The organism is Roseivivax isoporae LMG 25204, from assembly GCF_000521865.1.
Lineage (GTDB): Bacteria > Pseudomonadota > Alphaproteobacteria > Rhodobacterales > Rhodobacteraceae > Roseivivax > Roseivivax isoporae.
In genome coordinates this window covers 177,186-189,638 of the sequence record NZ_JAME01000002.1, presented here as the reverse complement: position 1 = coordinate 189,638, position 12,453 = coordinate 177,186, and the positions used below count along the sequence as shown (strand labels likewise).

Below are 12,453 nucleotides of genomic sequence, written 5' to 3'. Positions count from 1 at the left end.
GCGACCGCGGGGGCAGGTTCCATGCCCGCACGGCGCACCCCGCGGACCGGTCGGCGATCCCGTCCTATCCGCCCGGATAGGGGCCGCGCCGGTTGCGCCCGCGTCCTCTCCCGCGGCGCGCGCGCATCCGGGGACGGGCGTCGCTACATCTTCTGCATGCCCGGCACCCGGGCAGTCCAACGCTGCAGAAGGTTCGCTGACATGCCCCGCTTCACCGTCGTCATCCCCTGCCACAACGCCGCCGCGACCCTGCCCGCCACGCTGGCAAGCCTCGAGGCGCAGGCCCTGACCGACTGGGAAGCGCTGCTCATCGACGACGGCTCGACCGACGGGACCTTCGCCATCATCGACGCCGCGATCGCACGCGACCCGCGCATCCGCGCCTGCAGCGCCTGGGGCAACGGCCCGGCTGCGGCCCGCAACGTCGCGGTGACCGAGGCGCGCGGCGACATCATCGCCTTCCTCGACGCCGACGACACCTGGGAGCCGCTCAAGCTGTCGCGCATGCACACGCTCTTCCGCGACCCCGAGATCGACGGCGTCTTCGCCCGCGTGGCGGTCCTCGACGAGGCAGGCCACGTCCGTTCCGAACCCTCGGTCCCGTCGGGCGACCTCGGCATGCAGACGCTGCTCGGCGAGAACCCCGTCCGCACGCTGTCGAACCTCTGCATCCGCCGGGAGGCCTTCGTCGCGACGAACGGCTTCAAGGCGACCATGCTGCACAACGAGCACCTGGAATGGCTGGTTCGCATCGTCGCCGAGGGCTACCGCGTCGTGGCCCTGAACGAGGTGCTGGTGCGGCAGGCGACGCGCCCCGGCGCGCTGTCCTCGGACCTCGCCGCCATGCGGGCCGGACGGGCCATGGCGCTCGCCACCGCGGCCCGCTACGGCCACCGCCCGGGCGCCCGCGCCGAGGCGATCCACCTGCGCGACCTCGCCCGCCGCGCGCTGGGCAGCAACGCCCCCGCCCGCGAGGTGCTGGCCCTCGCACTCGCCGGCGCGATGAAAAGCCCGACGGGCTTCTTCTCGGACCCGCGCCGCGGCGGCGCGACCCTCATGGGGGCGCTGTTCTCGGGCTTCATGTCGACGCGCACGCGCGCCGCTCTCTTCGCCGTCTGATCCTGCGGCTGGCGGGCCCGTGGCCCGCCCGCACCACGGAAGGCGCCGCCGTTCTCAGGCGCCTACGTCGTCCCAGAGCCGGACGAGCGGTCCCGCGGCGCCGAACAGGGGATCGGTCTCGGGCCGCGACACCCGCGCGATCTGCGCCCGGTGACGGTCCTGGTCGGGATCGTCCGCGCGCGCCAGGCCCACATCGGTATGATCAGGCGGGTAGCCGCCGCAGACCGCGAAGTCCTCGGATTGCGCGATGCGGCAATGGCCGGTACCCGCCGGCAGGACCATTGCGTCGCCCGCCCGCAGGTGCAGGACCGGCCCCGACGGCCCGCCGAGCTGGATGTCGCCCCAGCCGCGCGCCACCGCCAGCGCCTCGTGCGCGTCGGGGTGATAGTGATGGAAGTCGAACACCGTCCACGTCCAGGTCCCGCGCCAGCCCTGCGCCTCGAACAGCGCACGGATCGCCGCGTCCCCGGCCTCGGCGTCGAGCGCTCCGTGGATCAGCACCACCGGCAGGTCCGGATTGTTCGGAATGCCCCCGTCATCGCTCAGCCAGAGCGTCTCGACCGCCGCCTCCGCGGAGGCACGCGCCGGCCGGACGCCGCCCCGTATCCGGGACACCGTTTTCTTCGCCATGGGCGAAAACCCCCACATTGCACCGTTGGAATATATGGCACGAAACCACGGGCCGCTCAATTTAGCCATGTGTACCGGCCATATGGCGCGCATGTGACACGTCAGATGTCGACGGCGCCGTCCTCGCCCGCCTCGGGCAGCTCCTCCGGCTTGGGCGCATCCGGCGCCTCGGGCTTGCGGCGGATGATTATGTCGCCGTTCGGCAGGATTTCGGGCGCCTCGTAGACCGACCAGTCCTCGACCTCGGCCAGAAGGTCGCGCAGCGCCGGTCCCATCTGCGTCAGGAAATCGTTGAGCGCCGGGCCCGCCTCCTCGGCCAGCTGCCGGAACTCGCGGAATGCCGGCTGCATCTCGTCCATCATGCCGCGGAAGAACAGCTCGATCCCCCGCTCCATGAGGCCGAAGCCCCCGCCCTCCTCCGCGCCGTCCTCCTGCGCGGCCAGCGGGGCCGCGGCGAGCGACAGGACAAGAGTGGCGGCGGCGAGACGTGTCATGGCCCGAATATAGGGAGCCGCGAGCATCCGCGAAAGGTGCGCGGTCACAGGTCGAGGTCGAGCGTCACCGGGTAGTGGTCGGACGCCGCCAGGAGCGCCGCGCGCAGGGGCACGTCGTGCCAGCATTCGGGATCGTCGAAAGGGTGCCAGATCCGCCAGCCGCGGGCCACCGGCACGAGCTCCGGAGAGACGAAGAGGTAGTCGAGCAATGCCTGCAGGTAGCGCCGCTCCTCGGCGATGTAGAACCGCGCGGTGGTCGCCCGCGCGCCGAACCGGCCCTGCATCGCGGCCTCGGCATGGGGATCGTGCAGGACGCCCGCGCCCGCGCCGCGCACGATCTCGATCGACGAGCGGCCGAAGAGCGCCTCGAACGCGTCGAGCCCCGGGCCGTCGTTGAGATCGCCCGCGACGATCAGCGGCTCGCCCGCCGCGAGATGGTCGTCGATCCGCGCGCGCAGCCAGACGGCCTGCGCCAGCTGCTTGCGGCGGTTCGCGATCGACAGGCGCATCACGTCATCGGGGCCGCGCGCGCCATGCGGCGCCTTGGACTTGAGGTGCACGCCGATGAGGCGCGGCAGGGTGCTGCCATCGGGACGCGACAGCGCGACCTCGAGCGGCGGCTTCGAGAAGCTGACGTCCTCGGGCGCCGCGTCGATGTCGAGGTCCATGGCGAAGCGCCCGTCGAAGCGCGGCGCCTCCGCGCTCGCGCGCGGGTCGTGGCGCGCGACGATGCGGGTGGGATCATGCAGGAGAGCGATCTCCTGCTGCGTCTCGTTGGCAAAGCCGATGAGCGCCGCGCGCTGGCGCAGATCGTGGCGGTCCGCGAAGCCCTCGAGCGCGAGCCGCGTCGACCGGCGCGACCCGGTGTCGGGCGCCTCGACGACCAGCACCGCGTCGGCGTCGAGCGCGTTCAGGACGTGCGCCACCGCAGAGGCCTGTTCGGCCCGGCTGACCCCGTGGCGCCGCGACGGTGCGTCCCCGGGGAGGAGCTTGCCGTCGTCGTCGAAGAGCGCGTCGAACCACTCGACGTTCCACGTGGCGAGCCGCAGCACGCGTCAGGCCGCGTGGCGGCCCGAGATCTCCTCCCAGGCGCGGTTGATGGCGACGAGCCGCTTCTCGGACATCTTGACCGCCTCCTGCGGCAGGCCGCGCGCCACCATCCGGTCGGGATGGCTCTCGCGCACCAGGCCGCGCCAGACTTTGCGGATCTCGGGCAGGGTCATGCCCGGGTCCACGCCGAGGATGGCGTAGGGATCGGGATCGGCATCGGGCACGTAGCGCGAGCGCAGCGCGCGGAACCGCGTCTCCTCGATACCGAAAATCTCGGCCACCCGCGACAGGAACGCGTCCTCGGCAGGGTGATAGTCCCCGTCCGCAAGCGCGATGTGGAAAAGCCCCTCGAGCAGGTCGCAGAGGGTCGCGGTCTCGTCGCCGAACATGCGCTTGATGCGCGCGGCATAGTCCTCGTAGCCCGCCACGTCCTGCCGGGCGAGGTTGAAGACGCGCGCGGCGCCCGGTTCGTCGCCGGGCGCGATGTGGAACACCTCGCGGAACGCGGTGACCTCGTCGCGGGTCACGAGGCCGTCCGCCTTGGCCATCTTGGCCGACAGCGCGATCACCGCGATGGCGAAGGCGACCGAGCGTTCGGGCGGCGTGCGCAGCCGGTCGAACACCGTGGCGAGCGATTCGCCGTTTGCGAGGGCGGCAAGCGCCTCGGTTATGCGCGACCAGAGGGACATGGGGGAAGTGTAGGGCACGGCCCTCGGCTTGTCAGGCACAGGTCACGAGCATTTTCTGCATCAGCACCAGATCGATCCAGCGGTCGAACTTGCGCCCCGCGGCCTGCAGGCGGCCGGCCTCGACGAAGCCGATCGCGGCGTGAAAGCGCATGGCCTCGGGATTCTCGCCGCTGATCGCCGCGATCAGGCTGCCGACGCCGTTCTGCCGCGCGCGCCCCTCGAGTTCCGCCATCAGGAGCCGGCCGAACCCCATGCGCCGGGCGCCCGGCCCCACGTTGATCGTGTGCTCCATCGTCGAGGCGTATCCGTTGCCGACGCGGAACTGGAAATAGGTGGCAAAGCCAGCGACGCGCCCCTCGTATTCGGCCACGAGAAAGGCGCCGGGCCGCGCGGCGATGGTGGCGCGCATGCTGTTCTCGTCCCGCAGCGACGAGGTGAAGGTGACGGTGGTGAGCGCGATGACCGGATTGACGAGCGCCACGATCTCGGCGGCGTCGTCCACCCGCGCGTCGCGCACGCTCATGGCGCCGCTCCCCGGATGGCGCGGCCCGGATGATCCGGGGACGCACGATGGGCCGGGCGCGGACCCGGAATCCTGCAGATCGATCGTTTCAAATGCGGTGACCCTGAACTTTTCCGGTCCGGCGCCGTCGGGCATTCGGCCGGACCGTCCCTATTGTCTTCGTCTCCCGGTCCCGACGCCGGGAGATTGCGTTACGCAGGCCCAGATGTATCGACCTTAGAACAATTCAAATGCAACTTTCATGAGATGTCAGCGTCCTCGGAAAAGTCCGCCGAGGACGCCGCGCACGATCCGCCGGCCTGTCGTGCCGCTCAGTTCCTTGACCAGTGCCTGCGCGAGCGCGGCCCCGAGGCCCCCGTCCTCGCGCGGGGCCGGCGATGCTCCCCCGCCCGACCGCGGGCCGGAATAGCGCCGCCCCCCGCCCGCGCGCCGGCCTTCGGGCGCGGGGTCCTCCTCCGGCGCCGCGGCCTCGGCGGCGCGCGCGGCGGCGGCGGCCCGTTCGGCGAGGATCTCGTGGGCCGACACGCGGTCCAGCGCGGCGGCATATTTCGCCGCGAGTTCCGAGGCCGCGAGAAGGCGCGCGCGCTCCTCCGGCGGCAGCGGGCCAAGGCGCGAGGACGGCGGCCGTACCAGCGTGCGCTGCACCATGCCGGGGGCCCCCTTGCGCTCGAGGAACGAGGTCACCGCCTCGCCCGTCCCGACCTCGCGGATCGCCGCCTCGGTGTCGAAGGCGGGGTTGGTGCGATAGGTCTCGGCCGCCATCCTCAGCGCCTTCTGGTCGCGCGCGGTGAAGGCGCGCAACGCGTGCTGCACCCGGTTGCCGAGCTGGGCCAGGATGTCCTGCGGCACGTCGTCGGGGTTCTGCGTGACGAAGTAGACGCCGACGCCCTTGGACCGGATCAGCCGAGCAACCTGTTCCACCTTGTCGATCAGCGCACGCGGCGCGTCGTCGAAGAGCAGGTGCGCCTCGTCGAAGAAGAAGACGAGCCGCGGCTTCTCGGGGTCGCCCACCTCGGGCAGCTCCTCGAAAAGCTCGGACAGGAGCCACAGCAGGAAGGTCGCGTAGAGCCGCGGCGCCGCCATCAGCCGGTCGGCGGCGATCACGTTGACCTGCCCGCGCCCGTCCGGCGCCGTCCGCATCAGGTCGCCGAGTTCGAGCGCCGGCTCGCCGAAGAAATCCGCGGCCCCCTCGGTCTCGAGGACGAGGAGCCGCCGCAGGATCGCACCCACGGTCTGCACCGCCACATTTCCATAGCGCAGCGACAGCGCCTCGCGGGTCTCGCCGACCCAGACGAGCAGCGCCTGCAGATCCTTCAGGTCGAGAAGCGGCAGCCCCTCCTCGTCGGCCACGCGGAAGGCCACGTTCAGCACGCCCTCCTGCGCCTCGGTCAGGTCGAGGAGCCGCGACAGCAGGAGAGGGCCCATCTCGGCCACCGTCGTGCGCACCGGATGGCCCTGCACGCCGAAGAGATCCCAGAACGTCACCGGGAAGCCGGCATAGGCGTAGTCGTCGAACCCGATCCGCCGCGCGCGTTCGGCGAAGGCGCCATGGAGCTTGTGGTCCACCGATCCCGGCGCCGCGAGGCCCGACAGGTCGCCCTTGACGTCGGACAGGACGACCGGCACGCCCGCGGCGGAAAAGCCCTCCGCAAGGATTTGCAGCGTGACCGTCTTGCCGGTGCCGGTCGCACCGGCGATCAGCCCGTGCCGGTTGGCATAGCCCAGCGGCAGGAACTGCTTCTCGGCGTAGCCCTCGCCCGCGCCCCCCACGAAGACACCTTCTTGCATCGTCCGTTCCTCGCTTCGGCGACCGGTCCGGCCACCACTGGTTAACCTTTCTGCGTCATACCGAGGGCGGCCCGGGTGTCTTCCTCTTCTTCCCCGGGTCTCCTCCCTGTCTGACTGGCCGCGCCCCCGGGCGCGGCTTTTTTCCGCGGGCCTCACATGCCGAAACCGGCACGTTTTTGCCTGTTGACCGATGGCATGGCCGCGTCGTAGCGTCACGCCAATGACAAAGTCGGCCGGTCCGACGGGGAGATACAAGGGAAAAAGGGGCCCGGTGCGGCCCCTTTTTCTATGGTCGGCGCGGAGCCGCCGCAGGCCCTCGCCCCGGGCTGCCGCTTTGCCCCCTGACACTTGCCGGTCCGCATGCTATCGCGGGCGCGACCACACGACGACGACCGCTCGGAGGAGCCATATGACCATGCGACTGACCCACCTTGCCCTGATCGCGGCGATGTCCGCGGCGCCCGCCTTTGCCCAGGACGCGACGACCGGCACCACTCCCGAGGCCGAAGCGCCCGCCGGGGCCGCGCAGGACCAGGGCACGGAGGCCCCCGCCGGCGAGACCGCCGCTCCCGAGGCGCAGACCGGCGACGCGGACGAGGGCGTGCAGAACGCGCTCGACACCGGCGAGGCGGTGAACGCCCAGCCCGATCAGGACCGGACCTTCATCAAGTCCGAAGAGGGCGAGTGGCAGGTGGAATGCGTGCGGCTGCCCGACGGCTCCGAGGGGCCGTGCCAGCTGTTCCAGCTGCTCGAGGCGGCCGAGGGCAACCCCGTCGCCGAGGCCCGCATCTTCAAGGTCGAGGGTGGCGGCCAGGTCGTCGCCGGCGCGAACATGATCGTGCCGCTCGAGACCCTGCTGACCCAGAAGCTGACCATCGCCGTCGACAACGGCCAGGCCAAGCGCTACGACTTCGCCTTCTGCACGCAGATCGGCTGCATTGCGCGGATCGGCTTCACGCAGGAGGACGTGAACCAGTTCCGCCGCGGCGCCGTCGCACGCGTGTCGATCGTTCCCGCCCTCGCGCCGGACCAGCAGGTCGTGACCGAGATGTCGCTGTCGGGCTTCACCGCGGGCTTCGACGCGCTGGAGCCGATCCAGACGCAGTGATCGCAGCACGATCCGGGGCCTCATCGCCCCGGACTCCGTCAGGCCGGGCCGCATGCCCGGCCTTTTTTTAGGGGGTGTCCGCAAACCGTGTTGGTCAGTTAGATGGAGCGAAGCGCGCATCTATAGTATTTCGGGCAGTTCTGCTTCAGTCTTCTCATCGGCACCGATGAAGATGATCGGCTCTTGTCTTCGCGAGGTTTCCTCGAAGCGACCGATATATTCGAAGTCTTTATAGAATTTCGATGGCGGAAGCTCCTCCGGTGAAGTTCGCGTCTGAACCATGTCACCGTCGGAAGTCCGCTCGGTCTTATTGCACGAAATGGCTGGGTCGCTAATCAGCTCAGGAGGGGAGACGCGGAAGAGAACACACCCAGCTTGCCCCTCGTGCAGAACATAAGCACCTGACGAATGGCGATACAGATTACTCCCTCTCCACCAGCCGGTATCTTCGAAAAGATCACTCACCAGCGCGCCCGCCGGTGTCTCAATCGATAGCTTCCGATGCCAATCGCTTTGCAAGCTGAACATGGGGCTGATTACGAGCGCAACAGAGGCACCATCTTCGACCTCAACCTGGGCGCGATGGGTCTCCAGGTTGCAGCCAGTCGCGGCGATCCCAATCAGGACGAGAATGAGCTTTCGCATCTGCACTATTCCGACCGTTGCTTCGTATCTTGCTATCTGCGGCTCCAAGCGTTCGCAATGGTGCTCGGAGCTCGTCACAGCGATTGGCTATGAAGACCTTATGACATCCGCTGCGCGCGTGCCCGCCAGCCGCACCTCCAGCCAGCGGATGTAGCCGGCAAGGTTCTTCGTGGCCGGTCCGCAGAATGGCTTGATGAACCTCTTGTAGCGGGCATGGAGCGAGTTCACGTTCTGGATGTGATAGCATCCTGCGGTCACGCGCTTGCCTGGCTTGCTGCCGACAACGAAATGCTCCAGGCCGACTGCGGTCGCCAGATTCATGTAGCCATTGGCGCCATCCGAACAGAGCACGGCATCGACGGGCACCAGCGGCTTCATTGCACGCTCGAGCGTTATGCCCTTGCGGTTCGGAAGGCGTCGGAAGAGGCGCGCGCCTCCACGGTCTGCGACCGTGAGAATGGGGAGCTGCCATCTGGAGAGTCCCCGCATCATCTTCAGCCCTTTTGTCGTGTAATCCTCCCACCTGGGACGGGGCGGCGCCGCGACATTCTTGGGATCTGCAAAGTGACGGACCCATTCGCGAGAACCCTTGCGCGACTCTCGCTGGTAGGTCTCGTCCGCCTCGATGATTCCCGAGAAACTCGCCGCCACGTTGCTGTTCCGGATGATCGAGAATACGAGCATCCGCCAGCGCCAGACCGTATATTTGTTGACGTCGAGTTGCTTGGCGAGCTTGCGCACCGACTTGGGCGCAGAGGTGCCCAGCATATCCCGCAGCGCGACCATGAACAGGTCCGGGCGATGAATGCGGCCAAGTGCGCTGCCAGTGCGGCCGGAATAGGTCTTCTTGCAGCCGGAGCATCGGTAGCGCTGGATCTTGGTTCGTGTGCGGCCCCATTTCTGGCGCCGCTCGTCGGCGCAGAATGGACACTTGTGTTCTTGGTTTGTCCGTGCTTCGATCTCCGAGATCGCTTCCGTCTTGCGCCGGAGATCCCGGATCTTCGTTTGAGCATCCTCGATCTGGGCCGGGTTCAGGCGGTCGAGGGCGTCGAGAAATCGGCGAAAATCATGGTGTAGCAAGGGCATCCTCCGCGGGCAAAGCGGAGAGATATAAGCCATTCCAAGCAATCACGAAGCGCGCCAACACGGTTTGCGGACACCCCCTTTTTTTATGCCCGCGGCTCCGGCGCCGGGCGGCCGATCCCCTCGAGCACCGCGCGCGCGGCGCGCTCGCCGGGCGGTGGGCCGTCGAGGCCGAGGCGCGCCATCGTCAGCGCCATCGCGTCCCGCTGCGCCTCGGGTGCGTCGAGGACCGACAGGACGGCGCGCGCGATGGGCTCGGGGCGGCAGTCGCTGCCGATGAACTCGGGCACGACGCGGGTGTCCGAGACGAGGTTCACGAGCGTCACGGTGTCGGTCAGGAGCATCCGCCCGATGATCTGCCGCGAGAGCCATGCCATGTCGTAGGCGATGACCATGGGTGTCGCCGCGGCGGCAAGTTCCAGCGAGACGGTGCCCGAGGCCGCGAGCGCCACGTCGGCGGCGGCGAAGGCCGCGCGCTTGTCGTCGAGGGCGACGGCGGCGTCGCGGCCGCGCGGGTCGAGCACCACCGGCGCGCCGGGCCAGCCGGACGCCATGGCGTGCACCGCCTCCGAGACCGCGGGCGCCGCCGGCACCACGAAGCGCAGGTCCGGGCGGTCGGCCACGAGCCGCGTCACCACCTCGCCGAAGACGGGACCGAGGCGCGCGACCTCGGAGCGGCGCGAGCCCGGCAGGATCAGCGCGAGGGGCGCGTCGTCGATCCCGTGTCCGGCGCGGAAGGCGGCAGCATCGGCGTCGCTCGCCCGCGGCTCGGTCACGACCGGGTGACCGACGAAGTCGCAGCGCATGCCGTGCGCTTCCATGTAGGGCGGCTCGAACGGCAGGAGCGCCAGCACCTGGTCGATGTGGCGCGCCATGCGCCGCGCACGTCCGGGCCGCCACGCCCACACGGTCGGCGCGACGTAGTGCACGGTTCGGATGTCCGACCGCGCCTTGACGATCTTGGCCACGCGCAGCGAGAACTCGGGCAGGTCCACGCTGATCAGCACGTCGGGGGCCTCGGCGATCGCCGCCTCGGCGGTCTCGCGGATGCGGCGCTTCAGGCTGCGGTACTGCGCCAGGATCTCGCCGATGCCCATGATCGAGATCTCGTCCATGGGAAAGATCGAGGCGAGGCCCTGCGCCTCCATCAGCGGGCCGCCGATACCGGTAAAGCTGACCTCGCCGCCGGTCAGGTCGTTGAGACCGGCCATCAGCGCGGCGCCCAGCCGGTCGCCGGAGGGTTCGCCCGCCGTGATGAAGACCCGCATCAGCCCTGCCTTTCCCTGAGCCAGAGGAACAGCCCCGCCGCGTCGAGCCGGCGCACGACCTCGTCGCGGTCGAGCACGATGACGCCGCCGGCCTCGATCACGATGCCGCGGAGGCCCGCCGCGACCGCCGCCGCGGCGGTCGCGGGACCGATGGTCGGCAGGTCCACGCGCCGGTCCTGGCCGGGCTTCGGCGCCTTGAAGAGGATCGCGCCCCTGCCCGCGGTGCCGAGGCCCGCGATCATCGCGTCGGTGCCGCTGTCCCGTTCGCGCGCGAGGGCCTGCCCGTCCCGCAGGATGCAGGCTTGGCCGAGATCGGCGCGCCCCATCTCGGCAAGGATCGCGTCGCCGGCGCGTACATCCGCGCGGGTTGCCCCGTCCGGCTCCGCCGCGGTCGGCACGCCCGCCGGCGGCAGCAGGCCCGGCGCGGCCTCGTGCGCGCCCACCACCGTGAACCCCGCCGTCTCGAACAGCGCGACGGTCAGCCGCAGCGCGCCGTCGTCGCCCCGCCGCAGCGCGCGGCGGATCGTCGGCAGGAGCCGCAGCGTGGCGAGGTCGAAGGCGAAGGGTGAAAGCCGCGGCCGGTCGATGCCGCCGCAGAGGCAGATGCGGTCGACCCCGCGCCGGCGCAGCCGCGCCATGAGCCCGCCCAGCCGCTCGAGCCGGAAGACGATGTCGGGCACGAGCCCCTCGGGCGCGTGTCCGGACAGCGCGCAGACGAGCGGCGGCACCGTCTGCGCCTCGGCCACCGCGCGCGGCAGCGCTCCCCGCCCTGTGATGAGCGCGAGGCCCATGGGGTTCAGCCCGGGGTCAGGAAATGGCGGTCGGTGTCGGCGAGGATGAAGGCAACGATCTCGCGCACGTAATCCGACTGTGTCTCGTCGCCGAGCCGCCGGGCGCGGTCGGCAAAGGCGCCCTCGCCCTGCGCCAGCATCTGGAACGCCGCGCGCAGCGCGGTGATGTCCGACCGCGCGACGCCCCGGCGCTTCAGCCCGACGAGGTTCAGCCCGTCGAGCTTGCCGCGGGGCGCCTGCACCAGGCCGTACGGGATGACGTCGTTCGTCACCATGGTCACCGCGCCGATGATGGCGCCGCGGCCGATCCGGACCCATTGGTGCACGCCCGAAAGCCCGCCGACGATCACCTCGTCCTCGAGCACGCAATGCCCGGCCAGCGCGGAATTGTTGACGAGGATGCAGCGGTTGCCCACCTGCACGTCGTGCGCCACGTGGCAGCCCGCCATGAAGAGCCCGTCATCGCCCACGCGGGTGACGCCGCCGCCGCCCTCGGTGCCGGAGTTCATCGTGACATGTTCGCGGATCCGGTTGCGCGCGCCGATCTCGAGCCGGGTCTTCTCGCCCCGGAACTTCAGGTCCTGCGGGATCTCCCCGATCACCGCGAAGGAGAAGATGATCGTGTCCTCGCCGACCTGCGTGTCGCCGGTGACGACCACGTGGCTCTTCAGCTCGACGCGGTCGCCGAGCACCACGTCGGGACCCACGTGGCAGAACGGACCGATGCGCACGCCCGCACCGAGCGTCGCGCCGTCCTCGACCACGGCGGAGGGATGCACGATCGCGTCGGTCACGCCGGCAGGTCCATCATCGCGGTGAACTCGGCCTCGCAGGCCATCTCGCCGTCGACCTCGGCCACGCCGCGGAACTTCCAGACCTTGCCGCCGGGCTTGCCGCGCACCGTCTCCAGCGTCATGCGCAGCACGTCGCCCGGCACGACCTTGCGGCGGAACTTGCAGTTGTCGATGCCCATGAAATAGATCAGCATCTCGCGGTCCGCGAGACCCATGGTGGTGCCCACCATCACCGCCGCGGTCTGCGCCATCGCCTCCACGATGGTGACGCCCGGCATGATCGGCGTTCCCGGGAAATGGCCCTGGAAATGCGGCTCGTTCATGGTGACGTTCTTGATCCCCACGGCGCGCGACGTGCCCTCGATGTCCTCGACCCGGTCCACCAGCAGGAACGGGTAGCGATGCGGAAGGATCCGCTGGATCAGCTGGATGTCTGCGCGCGTGGGGGTGTCGGTCATGGGCTGTCCTTCG

The 12,453-nt window shown here is 69.9% G+C and carries 14 protein-coding genes; 2 read left to right on the top strand and 12 right to left on the bottom strand.

Translation table 11 applies throughout. The features are described from left to right. Positions 1-201 precede the first annotated feature (201 nt). Positions 202-1,119, top strand: a complete 918-nt coding sequence (locus RISW2_RS02040) for a glycosyltransferase family 2 protein (protein ID WP_043765839.1) — start codon at positions 202-204, stop codon at positions 1,117-1,119. A gap of 54 nt (positions 1,120-1,173) precedes the next feature. Here RISW2_RS02040 and RISW2_RS02035 read toward each other — a convergent pair whose 3' ends face one another. The 6 genes from RISW2_RS02035 to RISW2_RS02010 all read right to left on the bottom strand — a co-directional run bounded on the left by RISW2_RS02035 (position 1,174) and on the right by RISW2_RS02010 (position 6,293). Then, a complete protein-coding gene (locus RISW2_RS02035; protein WP_156943760.1) occupies positions 1,174-1,749 on the bottom strand; it encodes a cupin domain-containing protein in 576 nt (191 codons plus the stop codon). A 101-nt stretch (positions 1,750-1,850) separates the two neighbouring features. Beyond that, a complete protein-coding gene (locus RISW2_RS02030) occupies positions 1,851-2,243 on the bottom strand; it encodes a hypothetical protein (protein WP_051491746.1) in 393 nt (130 codons plus the stop codon). A 44-nt stretch (positions 2,244-2,287) separates the two neighbouring features. Then, complete coding sequence (locus RISW2_RS02025; protein WP_043765989.1) at positions 2,288-3,292, bottom strand: endonuclease/exonuclease/phosphatase family protein; 1,005 nt, start codon at positions 3,290-3,292, stop codon at positions 2,288-2,290. Between the two features lie 6 nt (positions 3,293-3,298). After that, entirely contained in the window at positions 3,299-3,982 is a 684-nt protein-coding gene (locus RISW2_RS02020) for a molecular chaperone DjiA (RefSeq protein ID WP_043765836.1), read from the bottom strand. A gap of 31 nt (positions 3,983-4,013) precedes the next feature. Beyond that, positions 4,014-4,505, bottom strand: coding sequence for a GNAT family N-acetyltransferase (locus RISW2_RS02015; protein ID WP_043765833.1), 492 nt, complete (start codon positions 4,503-4,505; stop codon positions 4,014-4,016). 249 nt (positions 4,506-4,754) lie between these two features. After that, complete coding sequence (locus tag RISW2_RS02010) at positions 4,755-6,293, bottom strand: helicase HerA-like domain-containing protein (RefSeq protein WP_043765832.1); 1,539 nt, start codon at positions 6,291-6,293, stop codon at positions 4,755-4,757. Positions 6,294-6,702: 409 nt separating this feature from the next. Here RISW2_RS02010 and RISW2_RS02005 point away from each other — a divergent pair, with 409 nt between their 5' ends. Further along, on the top strand, positions 6,703-7,401 hold the full coding sequence (locus tag RISW2_RS02005) for an invasion associated locus B family protein (RefSeq protein WP_043765828.1): 699 nt from the start codon (positions 6,703-6,705) through the stop codon (positions 7,399-7,401). A gap of 120 nt (positions 7,402-7,521) precedes the next feature. Here RISW2_RS02005 and RISW2_RS24460 read toward each other — a convergent pair whose 3' ends face one another. From RISW2_RS24460 to fabZ, 6 genes are all read right to left on the bottom strand, one after another. Next, positions 7,522-8,046, bottom strand: a complete 525-nt coding sequence (locus RISW2_RS24460) for a hypothetical protein (RefSeq protein ID WP_156943759.1) — start codon at positions 8,044-8,046, stop codon at positions 7,522-7,524. An 87-nt stretch (positions 8,047-8,133) separates the two neighbouring features. Further along, positions 8,134-9,126, bottom strand: coding sequence for an IS1595 family transposase (locus RISW2_RS02000; RefSeq protein ID WP_162164306.1), 993 nt, complete (start codon positions 9,124-9,126; stop codon positions 8,134-8,136). A gap of 89 nt (positions 9,127-9,215) precedes the next feature. Further along, entirely contained in the window at positions 9,216-10,397 is a 1,182-nt protein-coding gene (lpxB, locus tag RISW2_RS01995) for a lipid-A-disaccharide synthase (protein WP_043765824.1), read from the bottom strand. Beyond that, complete coding sequence (locus tag RISW2_RS01990; protein ID WP_043765822.1) at positions 10,397-11,188, bottom strand: LpxI family protein; 792 nt, start codon at positions 11,186-11,188, stop codon at positions 10,397-10,399. The genes lpxB and RISW2_RS01990 overlap by 1 nt, the downstream gene beginning before the upstream one ends. Positions 11,189-11,193: 5 nt before the next feature. Next, positions 11,194-11,982 (bottom strand): acyl-ACP--UDP-N-acetylglucosamine O-acyltransferase, encoded by a 789-nt coding sequence (lpxA, locus tag RISW2_RS01985; protein WP_043765820.1) that lies wholly within the window; start codon positions 11,980-11,982, stop codon positions 11,194-11,196. Beyond that, a complete protein-coding gene (gene fabZ, locus RISW2_RS01980; RefSeq protein ID WP_043765817.1) occupies positions 11,979-12,440 on the bottom strand; it encodes a 3-hydroxyacyl-ACP dehydratase FabZ in 462 nt (153 codons plus the stop codon). The genes lpxA and fabZ overlap by 4 nt, the downstream gene beginning before the upstream one ends. Positions 12,441-12,453: the final 13 nt, after the last annotated feature.

What these genes read in the sequence shown, in the direction of transcription:
- RISW2_RS02030 (WP_051491746.1), bottom strand. Translation starts at nt 2,243, where the DNA reads ATGACACGTCTCGCCGCCGCCACTCTTGTCCTGTCGCTCGCCGCGGCC.
- RISW2_RS02020 (WP_043765836.1), bottom strand. Translation starts at nt 3,982, where the DNA reads ATGTCCCTCTGGTCGCGCATAACCGAGGCGCTTGCCGCCCTCGCAAAC.
- RISW2_RS24460 (WP_156943759.1), bottom strand. Translation starts at nt 8,046, where the DNA reads ATGCGAAAGCTCATTCTCGTCCTGATTGGGATCGCCGCGACTGGCTGC.
- RISW2_RS02015 (WP_043765833.1), bottom strand. Translation starts at nt 4,505, where the DNA reads ATGAGCGTGCGCGACGCGCGGGTGGACGACGCCGCCGAGATCGTGGCG.
- lpxB (WP_043765824.1), bottom strand. Translation starts at nt 10,397, where the DNA reads ATGCGGGTCTTCATCACGGCGGGCGAACCCTCCGGCGACCGGCTGGGC.
- RISW2_RS02035 (WP_156943760.1), bottom strand. Translation starts at nt 1,749, where the DNA reads ATGGCGAAGAAAACGGTGTCCCGGATACGGGGCGGCGTCCGGCCGGCG.
- RISW2_RS01990 (WP_043765822.1), bottom strand. Translation starts at nt 11,188, where the DNA reads ATGGGCCTCGCGCTCATCACAGGGCGGGGAGCGCTGCCGCGCGCGGTG.
- fabZ (WP_043765817.1), bottom strand. Translation starts at nt 12,440, where the DNA reads ATGACCGACACCCCCACGCGCGCAGACATCCAGCTGATCCAGCGGATC.
- RISW2_RS02010 (WP_043765832.1), bottom strand. Translation starts at nt 6,293, where the DNA reads ATGCAAGAAGGTGTCTTCGTGGGGGGCGCGGGCGAGGGCTACGCCGAG.
- RISW2_RS02040 (WP_043765839.1), top strand. Translation starts at nt 202, where the DNA reads ATGCCCCGCTTCACCGTCGTCATCCCCTGCCACAACGCCGCCGCGACC.
- RISW2_RS02005 (WP_043765828.1), top strand. Translation starts at nt 6,703, where the DNA reads ATGACCATGCGACTGACCCACCTTGCCCTGATCGCGGCGATGTCCGCG.